20 protein-coding genes are annotated in these 22327 nt (G+C 71.9%); 7 read left to right on the forward strand and 13 right to left on the reverse strand.

Translation table 11 applies throughout. From position 1 onward, the window contains the following. Window positions 1-52: 52 nt before the first annotated feature. Window positions 53-1087: a DUF4192 domain-containing protein gene (locus H4696_RS21335; RefSeq protein ID WP_086865276.1), complete on the reverse strand. Its 1035-nt coding sequence runs from the start codon at window positions 1085-1087 to the stop codon at window positions 53-55. Between the two features lie 158 nt (window positions 1088-1245). Then, window positions 1246-2100, reverse strand: coding sequence for a M23 family metallopeptidase (locus H4696_RS21340; RefSeq protein ID WP_086865277.1), 855 nt, complete (start codon window positions 2098-2100; stop codon window positions 1246-1248). 96 nt (window positions 2101-2196) lie between these two features. Here H4696_RS21340 and H4696_RS21345 point away from each other — a divergent pair, with 96 nt between their 5' ends. Further along, window positions 2197-3312, forward strand: a complete 1116-nt coding sequence (locus tag H4696_RS21345; protein ID WP_086865278.1) for a sensor histidine kinase — start codon at window positions 2197-2199, stop codon at window positions 3310-3312. After that, the gene (locus H4696_RS21350; protein ID WP_086865279.1) at window positions 3309-3950 is read left to right on the forward strand and encodes a response regulator; all 642 of its coding nucleotides are present in this window, start codon (window positions 3309-3311) and stop codon (window positions 3948-3950) included. The genes H4696_RS21345 and H4696_RS21350 overlap by 4 nt, the downstream gene beginning before the upstream one ends. Window position 3951: 1 nt before the next feature. Here H4696_RS21350 and H4696_RS21355 read toward each other — a convergent pair whose 3' ends face one another. From H4696_RS21355 to H4696_RS21365, 3 genes are read right to left on the reverse strand one after another with little or no spacing between them, the layout of a single operon-like run. Further along, window positions 3952-5349 (reverse strand): FAD-binding oxidoreductase, encoded by a 1398-nt coding sequence (locus H4696_RS21355; protein WP_086865280.1) that lies wholly within the window; start codon window positions 5347-5349, stop codon window positions 3952-3954. Window positions 5350-5398: 49 nt separating this feature from the next. Next, the gene (locus H4696_RS21360) at window positions 5399-6061 is read right to left on the reverse strand and encodes a YdcF family protein (RefSeq protein ID WP_192782457.1); all 663 of its coding nucleotides are present in this window, start codon (window positions 6059-6061) and stop codon (window positions 5399-5401) included. Then, window positions 6061-7860, reverse strand: a complete 1800-nt coding sequence (locus H4696_RS21365) for a Xaa-Pro dipeptidyl-peptidase (protein WP_086857938.1) — start codon at window positions 7858-7860, stop codon at window positions 6061-6063. The genes H4696_RS21360 and H4696_RS21365 overlap by 1 nt, the downstream gene beginning before the upstream one ends. A gap of 84 nt (window positions 7861-7944) precedes the next feature. On the opposite strand from H4696_RS21365, the gene H4696_RS21370 reads away from it, so the two are divergent. After that, window positions 7945-9504 carry a DUF4139 domain-containing protein gene (locus tag H4696_RS21370; protein WP_086857937.1) on the forward strand — a complete coding sequence of 520 codons (1560 nt, stop codon included), beginning with the start codon at window positions 7945-7947 and terminating at the stop codon, window positions 9502-9504. Window positions 9505-9511: 7 nt separating this feature from the next. Here H4696_RS21370 and H4696_RS21375 read toward each other — a convergent pair whose 3' ends face one another. The 4 genes from H4696_RS21375 to pdxR all read right to left on the reverse strand — a co-directional run bounded on the left by H4696_RS21375 (window position 9512) and on the right by pdxR (window position 12885). Continuing rightward, complete coding sequence (locus H4696_RS21375; RefSeq protein ID WP_211299642.1) at window positions 9512-10399, reverse strand: SLATT domain-containing protein; 888 nt, start codon at window positions 10397-10399, stop codon at window positions 9512-9514. 99 nt (window positions 10400-10498) lie between these two features. Then, the gene (locus tag H4696_RS21380; protein WP_086857935.1) at window positions 10499-10930 is read right to left on the reverse strand and encodes a CBS domain-containing protein; all 432 of its coding nucleotides are present in this window, start codon (window positions 10928-10930) and stop codon (window positions 10499-10501) included. Between the two features lie 102 nt (window positions 10931-11032). After that, window positions 11033-11479 (reverse strand): hypothetical protein, encoded by a 447-nt coding sequence (locus tag H4696_RS21385; protein WP_086857934.1) that lies wholly within the window; start codon window positions 11477-11479, stop codon window positions 11033-11035. Next, complete coding sequence (gene pdxR / locus H4696_RS21390) at window positions 11476-12885, reverse strand: MocR-like pyridoxine biosynthesis transcription factor PdxR (RefSeq protein ID WP_086857933.1); 1410 nt, start codon at window positions 12883-12885, stop codon at window positions 11476-11478. Before pdxR ends, H4696_RS21385 begins: the two co-directional genes overlap by 4 nt. Window positions 12886-12968: 83 nt before the next feature. Here pdxR and H4696_RS21395 point away from each other — a divergent pair, with 83 nt between their 5' ends. Beyond that, window positions 12969-13541 carry a TIGR03086 family metal-binding protein gene (locus H4696_RS21395; RefSeq protein WP_169734903.1) on the forward strand — a complete coding sequence of 191 codons (573 nt, stop codon included), beginning with the start codon at window positions 12969-12971 and terminating at the stop codon, window positions 13539-13541. Here H4696_RS21395 and H4696_RS21400 read toward each other — a convergent pair. Beyond that, on the reverse strand, window positions 13534-14514 hold the full coding sequence (locus H4696_RS21400; protein ID WP_086857931.1) for a neutral zinc metallopeptidase: 981 nt from the start codon (window positions 14512-14514) through the stop codon (window positions 13534-13536). The two genes, H4696_RS21395 and H4696_RS21400, sit on opposite strands and share 8 nt — an antisense overlap. Window positions 14515-14626: 112 nt before the next feature. On the opposite strand from H4696_RS21400, the gene H4696_RS21405 reads away from it, so the two are divergent. Beyond that, window positions 14627-16639: a prolyl oligopeptidase family serine peptidase gene (locus H4696_RS21405; RefSeq protein WP_086857930.1), complete on the forward strand. Its 2013-nt coding sequence runs from the start codon at window positions 14627-14629 to the stop codon at window positions 16637-16639. Here H4696_RS21405 and H4696_RS21410 read toward each other — a convergent pair. Further along, window positions 16629-16943 carry a DMT family transporter gene (locus H4696_RS21410; RefSeq protein ID WP_086857929.1) on the reverse strand — a complete coding sequence of 105 codons (315 nt, stop codon included), beginning with the start codon at window positions 16941-16943 and terminating at the stop codon, window positions 16629-16631. The genes H4696_RS21405 and H4696_RS21410 overlap by 11 nt on opposite strands. After that, the gene (locus H4696_RS21415) at window positions 16943-17554 is read right to left on the reverse strand and encodes an FMN-dependent NADH-azoreductase (protein ID WP_169734902.1); all 612 of its coding nucleotides are present in this window, start codon (window positions 17552-17554) and stop codon (window positions 16943-16945) included. Before H4696_RS21415 ends, H4696_RS21410 begins: the two co-directional genes overlap by 1 nt. A 78-nt stretch (window positions 17555-17632) precedes the next feature. On the opposite strand from H4696_RS21415, the gene H4696_RS21420 reads away from it, so the two are divergent. Continuing rightward, window positions 17633-18208 (forward strand): TetR/AcrR family transcriptional regulator, encoded by a 576-nt coding sequence (locus tag H4696_RS21420; RefSeq protein WP_086857928.1) that lies wholly within the window; start codon window positions 17633-17635, stop codon window positions 18206-18208. Here the strand turns inward: H4696_RS21420 and H4696_RS21425 are convergent. Then, window positions 18170-18841 carry a ferritin-like domain-containing protein gene (locus H4696_RS21425; protein WP_086857927.1) on the reverse strand — a complete coding sequence of 224 codons (672 nt, stop codon included), beginning with the start codon at window positions 18839-18841 and terminating at the stop codon, window positions 18170-18172. The two genes, H4696_RS21420 and H4696_RS21425, sit on opposite strands and share 39 nt — an antisense overlap. 155 nt (window positions 18842-18996) lie before the next feature. Between H4696_RS21425 and H4696_RS21430 the strand changes: the two genes are divergently transcribed. After that, window positions 18997-22014, forward strand: a complete 3018-nt coding sequence (locus tag H4696_RS21430) for an ATP-binding protein (RefSeq protein ID WP_086857926.1) — start codon at window positions 18997-18999, stop codon at window positions 22012-22014. Window positions 22015-22327 lie beyond the last annotated feature (313 nt).

The following is a 22327-nucleotide window of genomic DNA, read 5'->3' on the forward strand; positions in this document are numbered from 1 at the left end:
CTGCCCGCCGCCCCGGACCGTCCATTTGCGACGGTCCGCCAGGGATCGCGGCTCACCCGGCACGGCTCGGCTCGGCGTCCAGCACGAGGGGTCCGAAGCCGAGAGGATCGGCGTAGTTCGCCAGACCCAGTAGCTGTTCCGGGGGCATGCCGCGGTCCAGCACCTTCAGCAGCAGCTCCGCCAAGACGTGACTCGGGTCCGCCTCCAGCGCGTTCTCCAGGGCCATGCCCGCGAACGTGCCGTCGCCGCGCAGGTAGGCCGAATAGCCCAGCAGTGCCGCCGGTTCCGCGCGTTCCGGGGCCGGGAGCTCGCGGACCAGCGTGAGCCACAGGCGCTCCGCTTCCCGGGCCGTCGAGCCGTCCGGGGGAACGGCCATGCTCAGGCACGCGTCGCGGATCTCCGGGATCGTCAGCGCGCTCGCCAGCAGGACGGCTTCCTCGTCGCTCGGCGGTCGCCGGCGGGCCAACGCGGCGCGGATCTCCGACACCGGGTCGAAGTCGTCGGGTTCGGGCTGCCGGGTGAGCAGGTCCGCGCGGCGGGTGAGTGCCTCCGGGCAGCGGGGGTCGAGGAGGGCCGCCAGCTCGGCGCGGCTGTCGAACACCACCTGGCCGGCCTCGGTGCCGGCGGCCGCCACCACCGTCGCGCGGGGGTCCGGCAGCCGGCCGGCGCAGTCCTCGTCGGTGTAGCAGGCCCACGGCGCGTTCGTGGTGATACCCGGGGTCCACAACGCGTGCAGGACCGGGAGGCCGTACTCGCCCAGCGCGGTCTTCAGGTGCTTGACGAAGCCCGCGTGCGGCGGCGGGCTGCCGGGTCTTCGCCGGCCGCCGACGAGCGCGACGGTCACGCCGGTGTGACGGCCCGCCGCGAAGCGTGGGGCGAGTGCCCGCGCTTGGCGGGCGCGGTCTTCACGCCGGGGGATGTCGGCGCGCAGGACCAGGCCGGTGCGGTCGCCTTCGGGAGCGCGGTGGCCGAGCAGGACGGCGGACTTCGCGGGGCGGAAGCCGATCAGGTACGGGAGCGCGGCCAGCAGCAGCGCGGGATCTCGGAGGTCGACCGGCAACCGGCCGGCCGGGGTGGCGGTGGTCATGCCTCCACCGTGGGGCGCGGCGGGGCCGGATGGGGCGGTCGCGGCAAATCTGTGGATCGGCGGGGCCGATGTGGACAGATCCGGCCCGCGGGCGGCCGGGCCGCCCGTTCCTGTCGGTGGGGCGGGCTATGCTGCCCGGCCCCACCGACCGGCGGGGGTCACCCGCAGTGCTCGAAGCCGCTTTCGTAGGTGTTGCTCCCGACCGAACCGCCCCACTTCACGCAGGTGGACCCGGCCGTCTTCTTCACCGGCCCGGCGTAGTAGGTGAAGCTGCCGGAGTCGGTCACCCGGGTCGAGCCCTGGACCTCGAGGAACGCCGAGACCGGGCTGGCCGTGCCGAGCGACGTCGCCTTCAGCGTCGTCACGCAGTTCGCCTGGGTCGAGGCGTTGTACAACAGGTACGCCGTGCCCGAGGAGTTCGCCAGGCCCTGCTGGTCGATGACCGAGAAGCCCGACCCGCAGACCTCTTCGGCGGAGTAGGGGTTGCCGCCGCAGTTGTTCTTGCTCGTGAAGTTCGTGTGGCCGTAGTACGGCACGGCGACGCCGTTCAGCGTTGCCTTCTGCACCACGCCGTCCAGCCGCTCCTCGAAGTGCAGGTGCGGCCCGGTGACCCCGCCGGTCGCGCCCGCCTTGCCGATCTCCTTGCCGCCGGCAACGGACTGCCCGACCGAAACCTCCTGGGCCGACAGGTGCGCGTACCGGGTGCGCCAGCCGCCACCGTGGTCCAGCTCGATCCACTTGCCGTAGCTCGTGCTGCCTTCGTCGGCGACGCGCGTCACCGTGCCGGACGCCGAGGCGAGCACGGGCATCCCGGTGATGCCGTCCTTCTGGAAGTCGACGGAGTACGCCGGGCTGTGGCCGCTGAACGTCGCAGCGGTCACCGTGACGCCGCATTTGAACGGCACCTGGAAGTTCGGCGCGGCCGAGGCGGTCGCCTGACCGGCGAGGGTGAGGCCGAGCGCGGGCAGCGCCGCGGCGGCGGCGAGCAGGGCGAGCCGTCGCAACCTGGACATGGGCGGAACCTCCTGACGAACGGGACATCTTGACCCCACGAAGGGAAGCCCGCGTCGGTACATTTTCCGTACAAGCACCCGCGGAGGACGCCCGGAATGACGACCCGACGAGCCCGGTTCCCGCCGGCACAGGGCTGGCTGCGCTGGGCCCTCATCACGGTGCCGTTGGTCACCACGATGCCCCGCGCGGGCGCGCTCGCCTGGGTGCTGATCGGGGTCACCCTCGTCCTGTCGGTCCCGATCCCGTGGATCCACGACCTCGGCGCCCGGACGCCGTCGGCGCTACTGGCGCTCGCGGTGATCGCGTCCGTGGGCGCGCTGTGGGTGGTCCTGCCGGGCAGCTGGGCGTCGGTCGCGCTGTTCAGCACGACGTTCTTCGTGGTGCTGCGGCAGTCCCCGGTGCCGATCGTGCTGGCGGTCGCGCTGAACGCCGCGCTCATCACCACGGTCTGGGTGGTCCGCCAGGACCGCTGGGAAGGCGCCCTGTCGACGTACGCGGTCCTCGCCGTGGTCGTGCTGATGGGGTTGAACCGGCGCGCCCGCCTCGCCCGCATCGAGCAGACCGAGCTGGCGCTGGCCCGCGCGCAGACGGCCAACGAAGAGCACGCCCGCGCGGCCGCGCTGGCCGAACGCGCGCGCATCGCCCGCGAGCTGCACGACGTCCTCGCGCACTCGCTGGCCGGGCTTTCGCTGAACCTGCAGGGCGCGCGGTTGATGCTGGTGCGCGACGGGGCGAGCCCGGACGCCGTCGCGCAGCTCGAACGGGCCCAGCAGCTGGCGTCGGAGGGGCTCGCCGAAGCGCGGCAGGCCGTGGCCGCGCTGCGCGAGGACGCCGTGCCGGTGGAACGCGCGATCGCGGACCTGCTGGCCGCGTACCGACTGGACAGCGGGGCGCGCGCGGACCTCGAAGTCGAAGGCGAGCCGCGGGAGCTGGACCCGGCGGTCGGCACCGCGCTCGTCCGGGCGGTGCAGGAGGCGCTGGCCAACACCCGCAAGCACGCGGCGCACGCCGAAGTCGACGTCAAGCTGGGCTACGCCGACGGATCGGTGCGGCTGACGGTGGCCGACCGGCAGGGCAGGCGCCCGCCGGCCGCGGCCGCGGCAGGCTACGGTTTGCGCGGGATGGGCGAACGGGTCGCGCTGCTCGACGGGCACCTGGAGAGCGGGCCGGGGGAGGACGGATGGCGGATTCACCTGACGGTGCCGGCGTGACCTTGCGCGTCGTGCTGGCCGACGACCAGGCGGTGGTCCGGGAAGGCCTGGTCACGCTGCTCGGGCTGCTGCCCGGGGTCGAGGTGGTCGGCGCCGCCGCCGACGGGCTCGCCGCGCTCGACCTGGTCGCCGAGCACCACCCCGACGTCGTGCTGGTGGACCTGCGGATGCCGCGCTGCGACGGCGTCGAGACCACGGAGCGCGTCCGCGCCGAGCACCCGGGCACCGAGGTCGTCGTGCTGACCACGTACGCCGACGACGAATCGCTGCTGGCCGCGTTGCGCGCCGGCGCCCGCGGGTTCCTCACCAAGGACGCCGACGCCGAGGCCATCGCCAGGGCGCTGCGCTCGGCCGCCGCCGGGCAGTCCACAGTGGACGGCGAACTGCAGCGGCGCCTGGTCGAGGCCGCCGCCCGCGGCACACCCCGGCGCGTCAAGGAGATCGACGGCCTGACCGCGCGCGAGGTCGAGGTGCTCCGGCTGATCGCGGCCGGGCTGTCGAACACCGAGATCGCGCGCACCCTGGTGGTGAGCGAGGCGACCGTGAAGACCCACGTGAACCACTTGTTCGCCAAGGCAGGCCTGCGCGATCGCGCGCAGGCCGTCGCCTTCGCCTACCGGGCCGGCATCGCCGGCTGACTCACGTCGCGGGCGGGATGTTCGCGTTGTGGTGGAACACGTTGCGCGGATCGTACTGCGCCTTGATCCGGGCGAGCCGCGCGTACTTCGCCGGGCCGTACGACGTCCGGACGCGGTCCTCTTCGTACTCGGCCATGAAGTTGACGTAGCCGGCCGGGTTGGACGAGTGCGGTACGAGTGCCGTCCAGAACTCGCGCACCCACGCGCGGTCCACGGCGAACGGCCCCGGTTCGGCCGCGAGCGAGTCGATGTTGATCAGGATGCTTTCCCGCCGCGGGCCGCCGAAGGCGGTCGCGTCGGCGGCGACCTCGGTGAAGGCCCCGCGCATCGAGAAGATCGGCATGATCGACATCGGCGACGCCTTGCGCGGCAGGAAGTCCGCGATCACCTCGATGACCTCGTCGGTGAACCCGTCGGCGTAGGTGGCCTTCTCGTAGGCGAGGATGCCCCACGGCGCGGCGTCGTCGAGCATCCGCTGCAGCTCGACGTACGGGATCGGCGAGACGAACTCGAACAGCGGCGCCGGCCCCGACCGCGCGGCGCGGACCGCCTCGGCGTGCTGCTCCTCCCCCGCGAACCCGGCGATCATCAGCGCGTACCCGGGCCGGAAGTGGTGGGCCTCGGGGACGAACGGCGCGGGCGGCGCGTTGAGCCCGGCGACGAGCGCGCCCATTTCCCCGGGCAACGTCTCGAGCACTTCGCGGGCCTGGCGCAACGCGGCGGTGCCGTCCTCGAGGCCCCAGAAGAACAACCCCAGGTGGACGATCGGACCGACCGGGTGCAGCCGGAACTCGAACTCGGTGACGACGCCGAAGTTGCCGCCGCCCCCGCGCAGGGCCCAGAACAGGTCCGGGTGCTCGTCGGCGGACGCGCGCAGGACCTCGCCGTCGGCGGTGACGACTTCGGCCGAGAGCAGGTTGTCGCAGGAGAGCCCGTGCTTGCCGGTGAGCCAGCCGAAGCCGCCGCCGAGGGTGAGGCCGCCGACACCGGTGTGGCTGATCGTGCCACCGGGCACCGCGAGCGCGTGCTCCTGCGTGGCGGCGTCGAGCTGCGCCCACGTCGCCCCGCCGCCGACGCGTGCGGTCCGGGCGGCCGGGTCGACGGTGATCGCGTCGAGCGAGCTCAGGTCGAGGCAGAGACCGCCGTCCACGACCGCGGCTCCGCCGTAGTTGTGCCCGCCGCCGCGCACCGAGACGTCGAGCGCCGCTTCGCGGGCGTACGCGAGCGCCGCCGCCACGTCCGCGGCCCCGGCGGGGCGCACCACGACCGCGGGCCGGCGGTCGATCTCGCCGTTCCAGACCGAGCGGGCGAGGTCGTAGCCGGGGTCACCGGCGGTGAGCACGGCGCCGGACAGGCGGGCGCGCAAGCTCTCCAGGGTGGGGTCGGCGGTCGAGGTCATGGCGGCTCCTCTCGCAGGTGCCCTTGAGTCGCCTGACCTGCGGTGATCGTTACATCGAGCGATCACCGGGCCGTCGGAGGAGACGCTGGGTGAACCCCGCTTCGGCCAGCCGGCCGGACGCCCGCTCGACGCCGGCCGGGACGTGCTGCGGGATCGCGAAGCCGCGCTCGGCGTACTCGGTGATCCGCTGGGTTTCGCCGACGAGCATGCCGATCACGCGGTCGGCGTCCTCTTCCCCGGTGATGTGGTCTTCGAACGAGGCCGCCTTCGACGCGCACACGATGTCGACGCCCGGCCAGAGCCGCTTCGCCGTCGCATAGGCGCGGCGCTGCTGGTACGGCCGGGTCACCAGCGTCACCGACCGGATCTCCCGCCCGGCCAGCAGCCGGCGGGTGAACGCGATGTTCTCGCCGGTGTTGCGGGCCGCCGGCTCCACCAGGATCACCTCGTCGGGCACGCCCAGCTCCAGCGCGATGTCGCGGTAGTGCACCGCTTCGCCGCGCGGGAAGCGGTCCACCGTCGTCGGCGCGTTCGCCCCGGTGAACACGACCAGCGGGAACCGCCCGGCGTGGAACAGCTCCGCCGTGTGGACGGCGACGCCGGGGTCCCGGCTGCCGAGGCCGACGCCGACGTCGGACCGCCGCGGCTCGTGCCGCAGGTCGTGGTACTCCCACAGCGTCCGGACGTCGGCGCGCAGGTGCTCCGGCAGCATCAGCCGAACGCGGCTCGCAGCGCGGGCTTGCCGCCCGTCACCGGGAGCGTCACCGACGTCCGCGTCAGGTCGAGCGCCAGCCCCGCGCCCGGCTTGGGCCGCAGCGTGTAGTCGTGGTCGCTGGAGGCGAGCAGGAACTCGAGCCGGTGCCCGGCGGCGAGGATGTAGTCCTTCGGCATCAGCTCGACGCCGATCCGGTAGGTCTGCCCGGGCGTGATCGGCTCGGTGCGGGCCGGGGACGTGCGGTTCTGCGGGTCGGTCCAGCCGCGGCTGATCACGTGCGACGTGCCGTCGGGGGCGCGGTCGAGCAGGATCGCCGAGACGTTCGCCGCGGGCCGGTCGAAGGCCAGCGCCAGGTCGGCGCGCGCGGTGCCGGAAAGACGTACGGGCTGCTTCGCCGCCGAAGTCGCGTAGAGCAGGCGGTTCCCGGACGAAGCCAGACCGGCCAGCTGCTCGATCGTCTTGGCCGAGTCGTCGGCGAGGGTTTCCACGGCAGCGGTACCCGGCACCGGGTTGCGCGTGTCGATGGCGCCCTTGGACCGGCCGCCCGGCCACGGGTAGACGCGGACGTCGGCCGTGCCCGGCGCCGGCCAGTCGGCCTCGTCGGTCCACGAGAGGTCTTCGCGCTGGATCGTCGCCTTCGGCTCGTTCTGGATGCCGTTGTCGACGCCGTAGAGGTAGTGCGACATCCACTTGTTCAGCGTCGCGAGCCAGACGTCGCGGCGCAGCGAGTACGGGTCGGCGTGCCCGGACTGGTGCAGCCAGATCTTGTGCTCGACGCCGTGCGCCTTGAGCGCGTCGTACCACGCGGCGACCTGGTCGGTCTTGACGTTCCAGTCGTTGAGGCCGTGCACCGCCAGCACCGACGCGTGCACCTTCGCGACGTCGTTGCGGTAGTTGCGGACGTCCCAGAACGGCGTGTAGTCGCCGGTCACGCGGTCCTGGTCGTGGGTCAGGCCGTCGATCACCGGGCGGCAGACCTGCCGGTCGGCGCGGGTGTAGACGTACTCGGCGAGCACGTCGGCGTCCTCGCCCTGGTAACCGCCGGCCGCAACGACGGCGCCGTCGTTGCGGTAGTACTGGTACCAGCTGGAGATCGCGGCGATCGGGACGATCGTCTCCAGGCCTTCGACGCCGGTGCTCGCGACGGCGTTGGGCAGCGTGCCGTTGTAGGACACGCCCATCATGCCGGTCTTGCCGGTGCTCCAGTCCGCGTTCGCCGCGGCGCCGTTCGCGTCCTTCGCTTCCGCGCGGCCGTTGAGCCAGTCGACGACCGAGCGGGCGCCGATCGTCTCGTTGACGTCGCCGGTGGTCGGGCAGCCGGTCGAGAGGCCGCTGCCGAGCGATTCGCCGTAGACGACGGCGAAGCCGCGCGCGGTGAAGTAGTCCTGGTAGCGCCAGGTGATCGGGGCGGCCGGGCCGACGCCGTGTGCGGCGACGCGCGGGCCTTCCGGGCCGCGGGCGTACCCCGGCGCGTAGAGCTCGACGTCGACGTCGTGGTTGGCGACGTCGTTGCCACCGGCGTAGTACGGGCTGGCCTGGTAGACGACGGGGACCTTCAGGCCCTGCTGGGTCGCGCGCGGGCGGACGACCTGGGCGTGCACGAGGTCGTCGGCGCCGTCGTGGTCGCTGTCGACCGGCGCGGTGACCCAGACGTCTTCGCGGACGACGTCGGCCGGGTCGAACACCGGTTGCGCCTGGCCGCCGGAAAACACCGGGGCGGGCGGGCCGGCGGCCTCCGCGGTGACCGCGGTCAGCGGCAGTGCGAGGACGGCGGCGAGCACGACTGCGGCTTTCACTCAAACCCCCAAGCCGGGCGAAGCGGACGGGTTCCGAGACTTCCGTCCCGGCCTCGCGGGTGTCAAGAGACTAACGTCGGAGGCATGCCGACCGTGGAAGCGCCGATCGCCGCCGTGACCGTCTACCCGCAGCAGGCCCGGATCACCCGCCGGGGCAACGCGCCGCTCGACGGCGGGCCGCGCCTGACGTTCGCGGGCCTGCCCCTGGCCCTCGACCCGGCCTCGGTGCGCGTCACCGGCACGGGCCCGGCGCTGATCACCGGGGTGGACGTGCGGACCGACCGGCACGCCTCCCCCGCCGACGCGGCGTTGCGCGCCCTCGTCGAGCAGCGGCAGGCGGATCAGGCCACGCTCGACGGCGTCGTGGACGACGAAGCGGCCGAAACGATGAAGGTGGAGCTGCTGACTTCGCTGGCGAAGCGGAGCGGGGGCAGTTTCGCGAAGGCGCTGGCCGCGGGAACCGCGGAACCCACGCGAGTAGCCGAGGTGACCGACGCGCTGAGTGCGCGGCTGGCTTCGGCGTTGAAGGCACGGCGGGTGCTCTCGGACCGGATCACCCGGCTGCGCGACGACCTCGCGGCCCTCGACCGGCGGATCGAGGCGCACAGCGCGCGGTCCGAAGAGGACAGCACGTCGGTGGTGGTGGAGCTGGAGATCTCGGATCCGACCGGTTCGGCGGAGCTGGAACTGTCCTATGTGGTCCCCGGCGCGAGCTGGGAACCGGGCTACGACATCCGGGTGCGCGGGACCGAGGTCACGGTGGTGTCGTACGGCCTGGTCAGCCAGCACACCGGCGAGGATTGGCCCGAGTGCGAGCTGGCGTTGTCGACGGCGCGGCCGGCGGTTTCGGTGGTGGTACCGGAGCTTTCGCCGTGGTACCTGGACCGGGTGCACCCGGTACCGGCGGCCCCCGCGGCCGCGTACGGCGGTTCGGGTGGCGGCATTCCGGAAGGCGCGCGGATGCGCGGTTTCGCCGCGTTGGCCGCGGCTCCGATGGCGCCGAAGCTGGCTTCGGTCGAGCAGGGGACGACGGCGGTGACGTACCGGCCTTCGCGTCCGGTGGCGGTGCCGTCCGGGGCGCAGGGGCATCGGACGACGCTGGCGCAGCTTTCGCTTTCGGCTGTCCTGGGGTACGTGACCGCGCCGGTGCTGGCCGAGGAGGCTTATCTGCGGGCCGTCGTGGTCAATTCCTCGGACCACGCTCTGCTGTCCGGGCGCGCTTCGGTGTTCCACGAGGCGGAGTTCGTGGGGACGACCGTGCTCGAGCCGTGGGCGCCCGGCGAGGAACTGGAGCTGGCGCTGGGCGTCGACGACCGGATCCGGGTGGAGCGGGAGCTGGTGCGCCGGACGGCTTCGAAGGCGGCGTTGTCGGGGCAGAAGCGCCGTGAGGCGGAGTACCGGATTTCGGTGGGGAACCACAGTCCCCGGCCGGCTTCGGTGACGGTGCTGGACCAGGCGCCGGTTTCCCGGGACGACGGAATCACGGTGAAGGACGTGAAGACTTCGCCGGAGCCGGTGGAGACTTCGGCGATGGGCGAGTTCACGTGGAAGCTGGAGCTGGCGGCCGGGGAGACGGGTGAGGTGAAGCTGTCCTACCGGGTCGACGTGGCGAAGGGCGTGGAGCTGGCGGGGTGGCGGGAGTGAATTCCGCTCAGCCGCCGGCCGCGGGGCCGGACCGCTCGTCGGACGGCGGCTGGTCGAGGTTCTGTTCCCGCTTCTTCTGCTCCGTCTTCAAGCGGTAGACCTCCTCGGCGAAGTCCCCGAGCGCCTTCTCCTGCGCCTCCGCATCGGAGCCGTAGTGCTTGTACCGGCCGATTCCGAGGTCGAAAGCTTCCCATTCGGACTCGATGGCGTCCGCGGTCTGCTGCAGGTAGGCCCCGCGCTCGCGGTACTTGAAGGCGGCGATGAACCCGCTGGCGATGCCGACCAGGAAGCTCGTCACCATGGTGCCCCACTTCGCCAGTGGCGAGATCAGCGAGATCCCGGCGATCGCCGTCGTGGCCAGTGAACCGATGATGAGGACGCCTTGCAGCGCGTTCTGGATCCGCCGGTACCGCTTGTTCTCCGCGCGGAACCGATCGACGTCGGAAAAGGCTTCGGCTTTGTAGGCGAGCCGTCGCTGCTTGAGAGTCAGCTCGCCCTCGCTGACCGACAGCTTGCGCTTGTCGCGCAGCAGGGTCAGTTCCAGCTCCAGATCGGCTTCGAGCTTGCGGTCACCGAAGAAGTCTCGGCCGTTGAAGGTGGCGGGCCCGCCGGGCCGGAACTTGAGGTGGCACCCCTTGAGCAGCAGCGCCAGCCCGGCGAGCCCCACCACGGTGGAGATCTGGGAGTTCGCGGACCGGATGTCGAACCGGGAGAACCCGCTGACGATCCACAGCGCGACCAGCAGGAGCGGACCCGCGACGACGAAGACGTTCCCCCAGCGCTTCCGGCGCCGGGCCACGAAGAGCTCGTACTCCAGCCCTCTGATCTCGTGATCGAGGTGGATCAGCTTTTCGGCGGGCGACTGCGCGACGGCGGCGTCCGGTGCGGAGACCACTTCTCCCCCTGTGTCTCGTGGCTTGCGACGAGCAAGCATAGCGAGACGAACGGGTCCGGCCGGCCCGTTCGGACCGGCCGGACCCCACGAACGCGGGCGTCAACCCTGTGCGATGTAGTTCTGCAGCTGTTCCTGGCTCTGCTCCAGCTGTTCCATGCGGTTCTTCACGACGTCCCCGATGGACACGATCCCGGCCAGCCGCCCGTCGGCCACCACCGGGACGTGGCGGATGCGCCGCTCGGTCATCAGCACCGACAGCTGGTCCACCGAGTCGTCCGGGGAACAGCTCGCCACCAGCTTCGTCATGATCTCCGAGACCGCGCCGTCGAGGAGAGCCGGGCCGCGCTCGTTCAGCCGCCGGACGACGTCGCGTTCGGAGACGATGCCCGCGATCGAGCCGTCGGGGGCGACGACCACCATCGCGCCCACGTTGTGTTCGGCCAGGCCGGTCAGCAGTGTGGTCACCGTGGTGTCCGGGGTGACCGTCGCGACCGCCGTCCCCTTCGTGCGCAGCAGATCCGCAATCCGCATGGCGATCCTTCCCGTCGGTGAGCTGGATCACCACAGGGTAGGTCCCCCCGGCACCGCGCGAAAGTCCGGCAAACGGGGCGTGTTCGTGGTATTCGAACCGATTCAGCCGAGGCGTTCGGCCAAGCCGTCCAGTGCCGACCGGATTCCGGCCGCGTAGTCGTCGTCGCAAAGCGCGTCGAGGCGGGCGCGGGCCAGGGCCAGCTGTTCGCGGGCGGCCGCCAGGTCACCCAGTTTGCGGTAGTCCTCGCCCAGGTTGAGGTGCAGCGACGGGTAGAACCCGCGCACCGCCAGGGACGCGTGGTACTCCTGGGCCCGCGAATCCGTCAGGGAATCCGCCGCCGCCAGCGCGCGCAAGTCCCACTCGAGCTCTTCGGCCGGGTCGTCGCAGACGTCGGCCATGTGGTGGGCGAGTGCGACGCGGTGCAGCGGGTCGCCGTCCGGGCCGATCGAGTCCCACAGCGCCGTGAAGGTCGCGTAAGCGCCGGCGCGGTCGCCGCCGATGTGCTGCCGCAGGCCGGCGTCGATCGCCACCATCACGTCGTCGGTCATGCCGCTCCCTCGTCCGCCAGCGCCCGCAGCCGGGCCAGTCCCGGCTCGATCCGCTCGGCCGGGACCGCACCGTAACCGAACACCAGCCCGTGCCGCCGCTCCCCCACCCCGAAGTCCCCCAACGAGTACAGCCGTACGCCGTGGCGCCGGGCCGCGCGGACCAGCGGGCCGCAATCCGAAGCGGCGGTCGCGCTCAGGTGCAGGCCGGCGGTGGACGGCAGCGGCGTCAGGAAGTCCGCGAACGAAGCCAGCGACCGGGACAACAGCTCGTGTCGCTCGCGGTAGATCTTCCGCATCCGCCGGACGTGCCGGGCGAAGCCGCCTTCGGCCATGAACGCCGCCAGCGCCGCCTGCTCGACGTTCGGCGCGTGCCAGTCGGTCAGGTACCGGGCCTTCACCAAGGCGGGCACGAGCGACGGCGGCGCGATGAGGAAACCCAGCCGCAGCGCGGGCGAAAGCACCTTCGAGAACGAGCCGACGTAGACGACCCGGCCCCGGGAATCGAGGCTGTGCAACGGTTCCAGCGGCCGCCCGGTGTAGCGGAACTCGGTGTCGTAGTCGTCCTCGACGAGCACCGCGTCGTTCCGCTCGGCCCAGTCGAGCAGCTCGAGCCGGCGCTCCAGCGACATCGACAGCCCCAGCGGGTACTGGTGCGATGGCGTCACGTACACCAGCCGCGTCCCCGCCGGGATCTCGCGCACGACGATGCCCGACGCGTCCACCGGAACCGGCGCGACCCGGACGCCGCGGGCGGCGAGCACCAGCCGCGGCGGCGGGTAGCCGGGGTCCTCGACGGCGGCGAGGTCGCCCTCGCGCAGCAGCACCCGCGCGACCAGGTCGGTCGTCTGCTGCGCGCCCGCGGTGACGACGACCTGCGCCGCGCTCGCCCGGACGTCCCGCGACACCCCGGCGTGCCGCGCGATCTCCTCGCGCAGCGACGCCAGCCCCTGCGGGTCGCCGTAGGTCATCAGGTCGGCTTGGCCGGCACGCAGCCGCTGCGTGACCAGCCGCCGCCAGGTGTCGAACGGGAACCGGGTCAGGTCCGGGACGCCGGGCCGGAAGTCGAACTCCGGCGCCGGGGCGAACGGCGCCGGGGGCGGCGGGACGGCGTCCCACTCCGGCAGCGGCCGTACGCCGGACACGGGTGACGGCTCCGGGCGCGCCGCCGCGGACGCCGTGACGAACGTGCCGGCGCCGACTCGGCCGGTCAGGAAGCCCTCGGCGGTGAGCCGGTCGTAGGCCGCGCTGACCGTCGTCCGGGAGACCGCCAGCCGCTGGGCGAGCTCGCGGGTCGGCGGCAGGGCCTCGCCGGGCCGGATCCGGCCGGCCAGGATCGCCGCGCGGAGCTGCCGGTAGATCGCGTCGCGGTGCCCGCGCGTGCCGGTCAGGTCGATGTGGACCTCCACCGGCGCCAGTCTAGATTGGCCCACCGGACTCTCCACAGATTTGGCACTGTGCGTGGTCCGCTGGCCCGCCTAGCGTGCGAAGCATGGATCTCCGCGAACTCGACCGCCGCGCCCTGCTCGTCCTCGACAAGATCGTCGCCGCCGTCACTTCCGCCGACCTCGCCCGTCCCACGCCGTGCGCGGGCTGGACGCTGGCCGACCTGCTGCGCCACCAGGTCAGCGAGAACCACGCCTTCGCGACCGCCGCCCGCGAAGGCTCGGCGCCGGACTGGGACGCCGGTGAACTCGGCGCCGACGCCCGAGCCGCGTACCAGGCGTCCGTCGACGACTTCCTCGACGCCTTCGCCGACGACGCCGTGCTGGAGCGGCAGCTCACGATCAACCACTTCGGCACGTTCCCCGGCCCGGTCGCCGCCCACATGCACCTGGTCGACACGGTCGCGCACGGCTGGGACCTGGCCCGCACGCTGGGCCTGCCCTACGAGCCGGACGCCGAAGCCGTGCACGTCGCCCTCAAGCTCGCCGAGCGGATCCCGGACGAAGGGCGCGAGAAGAACAACTCGTTCGCCCGCAGCGTCGACGTTCCCGCGGACGCGAGCGAACTGGACCGGTTCCTGGCCCTGCTCGGCCGCGATCCCGCGTGGACGGTCAGCTGACCTCGGCGACCGGGGCGCTCCAGGTGTCGCACGCCTTCGTCGCTTTGCCGTCGTAGCCCGCCTTCGCCCAGGACAGCTGGTGCGCGCGGGAGCCGTGGGTGTCGCTGTCGTTGGCCCGGCCGTAGTCGGCGACGGCGGCGTTCGCCAGCGACCGGCTGATCGAGCCCGAGCCGGCCACGGCCGCCAGGAAGAGCGCGCCGAAGCAGTTGGCCTGCAGCTCGATCCGGCGCACGACCTCCTTGTCGGCGGCGCTGTCCTCGTTCGGCGACGTCATCTTGTCCGCCGCCGCCGACAGGATGCCGCTCTCGCGCTGCACGTGGTGGCCGTATTCGTGGGCGATCGTCGCGATGTGCCGGGCCTTGTTGAGCCCGGCGTCCGCCAGCATCCAGTCGGTCGGGGCGTAGATCGTGGTGTCGCCGCCGCAGTAGTAGGCGACGGCTTCGTTCTCCGTCGGCGCGTCGCCGCACGCGCTGTGCTCGGGCAGCGTCACCGACACGGTCGCGGTCAGCGTCGGCTCGTTCGCCTTCTCCAGCGCGGGCCGCCACGACTGTTCGAGGCAGTCCACCAGCGCCCGGTAGTAGGCCTTGAGCTGGTCGGGGGCACGGCCGAGGTCGGGCAGGGAGCAGGTGGCGGGGCCCGGGCCGATGCCGGCGCCGAGCAGCGGGTTGCGGGCCAGCTCCGGGACGGGTTTCGCCTTCGACGAGCCGGTGCCGCCGTAGGCCCGGCCGGTGTCGGCGCCCTGGGCGGCGAAGGCGCGCCCGTCCACCCGCCGCGGGATGGTGGCCGCGATCAGGGAGATGGTCAGCACGACGACCAGGACGCCACCGACAGCACCCCAGAGGCGGTTGTGCGGCGGGGCGATGGGGATGGGCGGCGCGGCGGCCCAGTTCGGCGCCCACGGGTTCGGCTCCGGTGCCCACGCGGGCTCGGGCGGCCGGTCCGTCCCCGGCGGTGACGGCTCGGCGTCGTTCACGGTCTCCCCCTGCTCGGTGGCACCAGCATACGGATCACCCGGGAGGCGGGGATCACGAAACGAAAACGCCATCCGGTGGCCGTCCGGGCCGCGCTCGGGCAAGACTGGGGGCATGAGTGTGGAGGACCCGTACCTGTGGCTCGAAGACGTGACCGGCGACGACGCGCTGGACTGGGTGCGCGCCCGCAACGGTGAGACGCTGGCCGAGCTGACCACCGGAGCGCGCTTCGCCGAGGTGCGTGACGAGCTGCGCGAAGTGCTCGACGCCGACGACCGCATCCCGTACGTGCGCCGCCGCGGCGAGTTCCTCTACAACTTCTGGCAGGACGCGAGCCACCCGCGCGGCCTGTGGCGGCGGACGACGCTGGAGTCCTACCGCCAGGCCGAACCCGAGTGGGAACTGCTGCTCGACGTCGACGCGCTGGCCGAGGCCGAGGGCGAGAACTGGGTCTGGCAGGGCGCCACCGTGCTGCGCCCTGGCTACCGGCGCGGCCTGGTCGAGCTGTCCCGCGGCGGCGCGGACGCCACCGTCGTGCGCGAGTTCGACCTCGACGCGCACGAGTTCGTCGAGGACGGCTTCACCGTGCCGGAGGCGAAGACGCGGATCGGCTGGATCGACGAGGACCGCGTCTACCTCGGAACGGACTTCGGCCCCGGCACGCTGACCAGCTCGGGCTACCCGCGGCTGGCGAAGGAGTGGCGCCGCGGCACGCCGCTCGAAGAAGCCGTCACGGTCTACGAGGGCAAGCCGGACGACGTCTCGATCGGCGCGTCGCACGACCCGACCGAGGGCTTCGAGCGCGACTTCGTCAGCCGTGCGATCGACTTCTACCGCTCCGAGCTGTACCTGCGGACGCCCGAAGCGCTGGTCAAGATCGACGTCCCGGACGACGCGAGCGCGTCCGTGCACCGCGAATGGCTGCTGGTGCGGCCGCGGACGGCGTGGTCGGTCGGCGGCACCGAGCACCCGGCGGGTTCACTGATCGGCATCCGGTTCGACGACTTCCTGGCCGGCGACCGCGCCTTCGCCACGCTCTTCACACCCGACGACCGCACGTCGCTCGACTACTGGGCCTGGACGCGCAACCACCTGCTGCTGGGCACGCTGCGCGACGTCCGCACCGAGCTGCGCACCCTCACGCCGGGGCCGGACGGCTGGACCGAGGAGCCCCTTTCCGGCGGCCCGGAGTTCGGCAGCGCGGACATCTTCGACACCGATCCCGACGTCAGCGACGAGTACCTGATCAACTCCAGCGGCTTCCTCCAGCCGTCGACGCTGAGCTACGGCCACGTCGGCGAAGAGGTCGAAGTCCTGAAGCAGGCTCCGGCGTTCTTCGACGCTTCGGGCATGAGCGTCGCGCAGTACTTCGCGACGTCGGAGGACGGCACGAAGATCCCGTACTTCGTCGTCCGGCCGTCCGGCGCGGAAGGCGGCCCGACGCTGCTGACCGGGTACGGCGGCTTCGAGGTGTCGCTGACGCCGTCCTACAGCGGGATGATCGGCCGCGGCTGGCTCTCGCGCGGCGGCACGTACGTCGTCGCGAACATCCGCGGCGGCGGCGAGTACGGGCCGGGCTGGCACACGCAGGCGATCAAGGCGCAGCGTCACCGCGTGTACGAGGACTTCGCGGCGGTGGCCGCGGACCTGGTTTCGCGGGGCATCACGACGCCGTCGAAGCTGGGGATCCAGGGCGGCAGCAACGGCGGGCTGCTGATGGGCGTCATGCTGACGCGCTACCCGGAGCGGTTCGGCGCGATCGTCAGCCAGGTGCCGCTGCTGGACATGCGCCGCTACCACCTGCTGCTGGCCGGCGCGTCCTGGATGGCCGAGTACGGCGACCCGGACGAGGCCGCGGAATGGGAGTACATCGCGAAGTACTCGCCGTACCAGAACGTCCACAGTGGACGTACGTACCCGCCCTCGCTGTTCGTGACGTCGACGCGCGACGACCGCGTGCACCCCGCCCACGCCCGCAAGATGGTGGCGCGGATGCGTGAGCAGGGGCACGACGTCCGGTATCACGAGAACATCGAGGGCGGCCACGGCGCCGCGGCGGACAACGAGCAGCTGGCGTTCAAGTGGGCGCTGGTGTTCGAGTTCCTGTGGGAGCAGCTCACGAAGTGACCCGCGCGAGCACGACGCCGCCGACGACCAGGGCCAGCGCGGCCACCCGGCCGACGCTCAGCGGGTCCTTGTTGACGACGACGCCGAGCACGATCGCCCCGACGGCACCGATCCCGGTGAACACGGCGTAGGCCGTGCCCACCGGGACGGTGTCCATCGCGCGCGAAAGCAGGTAGACGGCGGCCGCGCCGAGCACGAAGCACAGGAGCGTCGGCCACGGCCGCGTGAAGTTCTCCGTCGGCTTGATGCTCTGCGACCAGGCGATCTCGACGAGCCCGGCGAAGACGAGCGTCACCCAGCCCATCAGAGCGCCTTCCGGGCCGCTTCGAGCGACGCGGCCCGCTCGCCGTCACGCGCGGCGAGGTGCGGGTCGACCAGGGCGTTGGTGAGTTCGGCGTGCACGAACCGGACGTCGTCGACGTCGTAGTGCCCGGCGATGAAGTCCCGCAGGTACCGCTCGTGGTGGTCGAAGGGGGCTCGCGGCGTGCCCTCGGCGTAGGTCCCGCCGCGGGCGCCGGCGATGACGAACGTCTTGCCCTTGAGGGACATGCGCGGGAACGTCACCTGGTCGATCCAGGCCTTGAGCGCGGCCGGGATCGAGAAGTTGTACATCGGGGCGCCGATCAGGACGACGTCGGCTTCGAGCAGTTCGGCCAAGAGCGGCTCGACGACGGCCCAGGCCTTCTGCTGTCCGGGCGTTTCGACGACCTCGGCGTAGCGCTCGGGGTCGGTGATCCCCTTCGCGAGCAGCGCGTCGCAGATCTCGGTCCAGGCCTCGCCGATCACCGGCACGGGCTCGGCGGCGAGGTCGCGGTAGGTCCGGGTGCCGTCCCAGGCGGCGGCGTAGCGGGCGGACAGCTCCCGCGAGAACGACCGGCGGCGGGCGCTGGAGTCGAGGTGCAGCAGGTGGGTCACGGTTCCTCCTCAAGTGGACGCCTTGTCCACTTGCCTCCAACTGGACGCCCCGTCCGCTTATTCCCTAGGCTCACGGACATGCCCGAACGCGCCGACGCGGCCCGCAACCGCGCCAAGATCCTGGCGGCGGCCGAGCGCCTGTTCACCACCCGCGGCGCGGCCGAGGTGACGATGGAGGACATCGCCCGCGCAGCCGGCGTCGGCCGCGGCACGCTGTACCGCCGCTACCCGGACCGCGCGGCGATCGCGGTGGCGCTGCTGGACGAGCACGAGCGCCGCCTGCAGGAGTCGTTGCTCCGCGGCGACCCCCCGCTGGGCCCCGGCGCTCCCCCGGCCGAGCGGCTGGCGGCGTTCTACGAGGCGATGGTGGAGTTGCTGGCGCGGCACGCACCGCTGGTGCTGGGGGCGGAGGTCGGCCATTCGCGGTTCACGACGGGCGCGTACAGGTTCTGGCGCACGCACGTCCGGGTCTTGGCGGAGGCGGCGGGGGCTGCGGATCCGGAGGTGCTGGCGGACGTGCTGCTGGCTCCGCTGGCGCCGGAACTGTTCCTGCACCAGACGTCGCGAGGGGTGCCGGTGGAGCGGCTTACGGCGGCATTGAAGCAGCTGGCCGGTCTACTGGAGCCCCGCGAGGGCGACGTCGAAGGCGGCTAGCACCTCCGCGGCAAACTCCCGCCGCCCGACGCCGAGCGCCCGCAGCGCACCCCCGTGGTCGACGGCGACGGTGATCGCGACTCCGGTCAGCAGGAGCCGCCACGCTCCGAACACGACGGCCCGCACCGGCTTGGCGAACCCGCCGCGAAGCCGGTGGCAGTGGAAGGGCACGTGCCGCTCTTCGTCGGCGAGGATCCGCGCGGCGACTTCGGTGACGAGCGGGTCGCCGGCGCCATCTCGCAGGGCGCGGTAGTACCGCAGCGCGACGACCTCGGCGATGAGCAGCACCATGAGTTCCATCCGCAGCCCGAGCGCCCGCCGCAACCGGACGAACACGGTGTCGGACCAGTGCTTCCCGATGGTCGGCACCCCCGCGGCGGCCAGCAACTCGGCGAGCATCCGCGCGTGGTTCTGCTCCTCGGCGACGAAGAGCTTCACGGCTGCGAGGTAGTCGCCGCCACCGGCTTTCGCGACGAGGTTGGCACCGTCGCCGGCCTCACCGACCTGAAACCGCTGGAGGCTTTTCGCGACGTCGGGGTGCAGGCGCGCACCCCGCTCCCAGGGCGGGTCTTCGCGGCGGCTACGCCGTTCGGCCTCGGTTTCGAAGTCGCGGAGCCAGTCTTCGTCCGTCATCAGTTCGATAGTGCCGTGAATCCGTGGAGTTCGTGAGCGGTTTTCGCGGAGATCCGGTACGGGTTCCGGGAAACCGTCGGGTTGCACCGACCCGGGCGGGTTGGGGATCCTGGTCTTTCGGGAACACGGTTTCGCCGGCCCCTGAGGAAGGTGCGATGACGCGTTCAAGATCGGCCGTGCACCGCACCATCCTCGTCGTGGACGTCGAAGGTTACGGAAACGCGCAGCGGACGAATGACCACCGGCTCGCCGTGCGGTACGGCATGTACGAGATCTTGAAAATCGCGTTCGTCCGCGCTGGGCTCGCGTGGGAAAAATGCGAAGCCGACGACTGTGGCGACGGCGTAATGGTCCTGGCCCCGGCGGACCAGCCGAAATCCCTGTTCGCGGAAACGCTCCCCGGGCAACTGATCGCGGCGCTGCGGGAACACAATGGCCGGCACGCCCCGGAAGCGCGGATTCGGCTGCGGGTGGCGCTGCACGCGGGCGAGATCCATTTCGACGAGCACGGCTTCGCGGGCGCGGCGATCAATTTGACGTTCCGGCTCATCGATTCGGCGCCATTGCGCCACGCCCTCGCCGGTTCGCCCGGCGTCCTGGCGATGGTCGTCTCCGGCTGGTTCTTCGACGAGGTGGTCCGGCACTGCCCGGGCGCTCACCCCGCGAGCTATCAGCGGCTGCCGGTGGAGGTCAAGGAGACCAGCACCATCGGCTGGTTCTGCCTGCCGGACCAGCCGGTCGCGGACGACCGGCGCAGCAAGATCCCGGCTCAGCGGTCCAGGGGCGGAGTGGCAAGCACGTGGACGCTCCCCCGCGACACCGCGTCGTTCACGGGACGGGCCGAAGAGCTGAACAGACTGGCCACCGCCGCCCGCGAAGAAGGCGGGCAGCAGGTCGTCGGCATCCAGGCGATCGACGGGATGGCGGGGATCGGCAAGACGTCGTTCGCCATCCACGCGGCCCACCAGCTGGTCGACCGGTTCCCGGACGCTCAGCTGTTCCTGCGGTTGCACGCCCACACTCCCGGGCAGACGCCGGTCAACCCGACCGACGCGCTGGCCTCCCTGCTCACCATGGTCGGAGTCGACGCCCAGCACCTTCCCGCCGACCTCGACTCCCGGGCCGCGATGTGGCGCGACCGGATCGCCGGCAAGCGCGTGCTGCTGGTCCTGGACGACGCGGACAGCCACCGGCAAGTCGAGCCGCTGCTGCCTGCGACGCCGGGATGCCTGGTCCTCGTGACCAGCCGGCGCCGGCTGACAGCGCTCGACACGACCATCACGTTGTCCCTGGACACGTTGCCGGCGCGCGAAGTGGCCGACCTCTTCACCAGCCTCTCGCGGCGCGAGGTGCTCGGGCCGCAGTCGGACCTGCTGGCCGAGGTGATCCGCTCGTGCGGTCACCTCCCGCTGGCCATCTCCCTGCTGGCCGGACGGCTGCGGGACCACCCGATGTGGACCATCGAAGACCTGGCCGGGAAGCTGCACGAATCGCATGACTGGGTCATCCGCCAGACCCACGCCGAAGAAGTCGCGGTGACCGCCGCCTTCCACCTTTCGTACCGAAACCTGCGGGCGGACCGGCAGCGCTTCTTCCGCTACATCAGCCTGCACCCCGGAACCGAATTCGAAGCCGCCAGCGCCGCGGCGCTCGCCGACATCCCGGTCGACGACGCCCGGACGCACCTCGACAACCTGTACAACGACCACCTGCTCAACGAAACCGCGCCCGAGCGCTACCGCATGCACGACCTGGTCCGCGAGTATTCGCGCACCCTGGTCGACGACGAGACCGCCGACGACCGGGACAAGGCGGTCGGCCGGCTCCTCGACCACTACAAGAACGCAGCGACTGCCGCGGACCAGTTCATCACCCAGGACCTGATGCGGGACGCGCCTCGGGCCGAGCCGCGCACCTACTCCCAGCCGAGCACCCTCGCGCCGGCCACGCGCGACGCCGCCTGGAAGTGGATGCACACCGAGTCCGCGAACCTGCTCGCGTGTGCGCGGCACGCCGCCGCCCACGCCCTGTCGGAGCAGGTCGTCGGCCTGGCGGCCGCGACGGCGGCGTTCCTGGACGTCGTGGGGCCCTGGGACCAGGCCGTCGTCCTGCACCGCGACGCCGCGGCAGCGGCCCGTGGCCTGGGCGACGACCTCCACACCGCCGACGCCCTGTACCGCATCGGGCGAGCCCAGCACCGGACGGCCGAATACCCGGCGGCGATTTCCGCGCTGTCCCAGGCCCTCGAGATCTACGATCGCCTGGATCACGAACTCGGCCAAGTGGGCACGCTGATGCAGCTGGGACGGGCATGGCGGCAGACCGACGAGTACGTCCAAGCTGCGAAGGCGTACACGAAGGCGCTTTCGTTGTCCCGCAGTCTCAAAGACCGCACCGACGAGGCCTGTGCGCTCAACGAACTGGGCATCATCCGGCTCGTCAAGGGCGAATACGCCGAGGCGATTTCAGCGCACAGCAAGGCATGGGACATTTACGCCGAGCTCAAGGATCGGACCGGCCAAGCCGACGCCGTCAACGAACTCGGCGTGGCGAAACGGATGACGGGTGACTACACCGCTGCGATCGACCTCCACACGCGGGCCCTCGACGTGTACCGCGATCTCCGCGACGGGTTCCACCAAGCCCTCGCCCTCAACAACCTCGGCACGGCGTTGCGGGCGAAAGGAGAGCCGGCCGAGGCGATCGAAGCGCATCAGGAAGCACTGGCCATCGCGAAGAACACGGGCGATCGCATCGGCCAGGCCATCGCCCTCAACGAACTCGGCGCCGCTCAGGCGACGACGGTGAGCTTCGAGGCCGCGACGGCATCCCACGACCGCGCGCTCGCGCTCTACCGGATGCTCGGCCAGCACCTCGGGGTCGCGGAGACGCTCAACCACAAGGGCACGCTGCTCCTCGCTTCCGGGAAGCCACGAGACGCCCAGGCCCAGCACGAGATGGCGCTGGAGGTCGCGCGGGACATCAGCACTCCGCTCGAGGAAGCACGGGCGCTCGCAGGCCTCGGCTGGTGCGCCGCCGATCTCGGTGATACGACAGCGACCCACGACTACCTCCACGAGGCCCTGGCCATCTACGACCGGCTGGGTGCGGCCGAGCGGTTCGAAATCGCGCACGCGATCGCCGGTCTCACCCCCGCGCGCCGGACTGAATAGTCCGCGTGCTCGCGGTCGGTCAGCGGGCCGGTGGCACGCGGATCAGCACCGCCGGGGTCCGGAAGAAAACCTTGGGGTCGTCGAGGGCCGATGTCGTAAGCCGGCGAGACCCTCGTGCGCGGCGTCTTCGTTCGCGATTAGTACGTCGTCGATCAGGCCACCGAGGCAGCTGCCGCAGTCGAAGCCAAGCCAGGCGGCCGGGCAGGCCGCCCGCGAACTCGTCCAGCAGCACCGGGACTTCGGCCGATCTCGTAGTCCGAGCGCGGCACCGCGGCGTGCATTTGCCCGCGGCCCCGCCGAGGAGCAAGGTGAG

This window comes from Amycolatopsis lexingtonensis, assembly GCF_014873755.1.
Classification (GTDB): domain Bacteria; phylum Actinomycetota; class Actinomycetes; order Mycobacteriales; family Pseudonocardiaceae; genus Amycolatopsis; species Amycolatopsis lexingtonensis.

Bases quoted from the DNA above. Each gene is read 5' to 3' on its own strand.
- H4696_RS21335 (WP_086865276.1), bottom strand. From the start codon at position 1,087: ATGACCACCGCCACCCCGGCCGGCCGGTTGCCGGTCGACCTCCGAGAT.
- H4696_RS21340 (WP_086865277.1), bottom strand. From the start codon at position 2,100: ATGTCCAGGTTGCGACGGCTCGCCCTGCTCGCCGCCGCCGCGGCGCTG.
- H4696_RS21345 (WP_086865278.1), top strand. From the start codon at position 2,197: ATGACGACCCGACGAGCCCGGTTCCCGCCGGCACAGGGCTGGCTGCGC.
- H4696_RS21355 (WP_086865280.1), bottom strand. From the start codon at position 5,349: ATGACCTCGACCGCCGACCCCACCCTGGAGAGCTTGCGCGCCCGCCTG.
- H4696_RS21360 (WP_192782457.1), bottom strand. From the start codon at position 6,061: ATGCTGCCGGAGCACCTGCGCGCCGACGTCCGGACGCTGTGGGAGTAC.
- H4696_RS21370 (WP_086857937.1), top strand. From the start codon at position 7,945: ATGCCGACCGTGGAAGCGCCGATCGCCGCCGTGACCGTCTACCCGCAG.
- H4696_RS21380 (WP_086857935.1), bottom strand. From the start codon at position 10,930: ATGCGGATTGCGGATCTGCTGCGCACGAAGGGGACGGCGGTCGCGACG.
- H4696_RS21385 (WP_086857934.1), bottom strand. From the start codon at position 11,479: ATGACCGACGACGTGATGGTGGCGATCGACGCCGGCCTGCGGCAGCAC.
- H4696_RS21395 (WP_169734903.1), top strand. From the start codon at position 12,969: ATGGATCTCCGCGAACTCGACCGCCGCGCCCTGCTCGTCCTCGACAAG.
- H4696_RS21405 (WP_086857930.1), top strand. From the start codon at position 14,627: ATGAGTGTGGAGGACCCGTACCTGTGGCTCGAAGACGTGACCGGCGAC.
- H4696_RS21410 (WP_086857929.1), bottom strand. From the start codon at position 16,943: ATGGGCTGGGTGACGCTCGTCTTCGCCGGGCTCGTCGAGATCGCCTGG.
- H4696_RS21420 (WP_086857928.1), top strand. From the start codon at position 17,633: ATGCCCGAACGCGCCGACGCGGCCCGCAACCGCGCCAAGATCCTGGCG.
- H4696_RS21425 (WP_086857927.1), bottom strand. From the start codon at position 18,841: ATGACGGACGAAGACTGGCTCCGCGACTTCGAAACCGAGGCCGAACGG.
- H4696_RS21430 (WP_086857926.1), top strand. From the start codon at position 18,997: ATGACGCGTTCAAGATCGGCCGTGCACCGCACCATCCTCGTCGTGGAC.